At 59.0% G+C, this 249-nt stretch carries 1 protein-coding gene; it reads right to left on the bottom strand.

Annotated elements, in window-relative coordinates; all coding sequences use genetic code 11:
- Nucleotides 1-135: VOC family protein (locus Q5L94_RS14295; RefSeq protein ID WP_411161953.1), on the bottom strand; the 135-nt coding region annotated here is incomplete at its 3' end.
- Nucleotides 136-249 lie beyond the last annotated feature (114 nt).

The raw sequence follows: 249 nt of genomic DNA, 5'->3' as shown, positions 1-249 counted from the left end.
CGGCGACACCACCGTCAGCCAGCGGTTCTCGCCCACCGGAATGTCGTTCTTCAACTGGAAGCCCAGCTTTCCGACGTAAAAATCAAGCGCGCGGGCCTGATCGTCGACAAAGACACTGGTGACATGGATTTTCATCATCGTTCGCTCCTAAAGATACGGGGCAAGTGCCTGTTGCACGGCCGCGCGCAGCGGACTCGGCTCAAGCCCGTGGGTCTTGGTTCGCCCCTGCCACGAAATTTCAAGCAGTCC

Source organism: Idiomarina sp. Sol25, from assembly GCF_033052775.1.
GTDB lineage: Bacteria > Pseudomonadota > Gammaproteobacteria > Enterobacterales > Alteromonadaceae > Idiomarina.
This window is presented reverse-complemented; position numbering and strand designations above follow the sequence as displayed.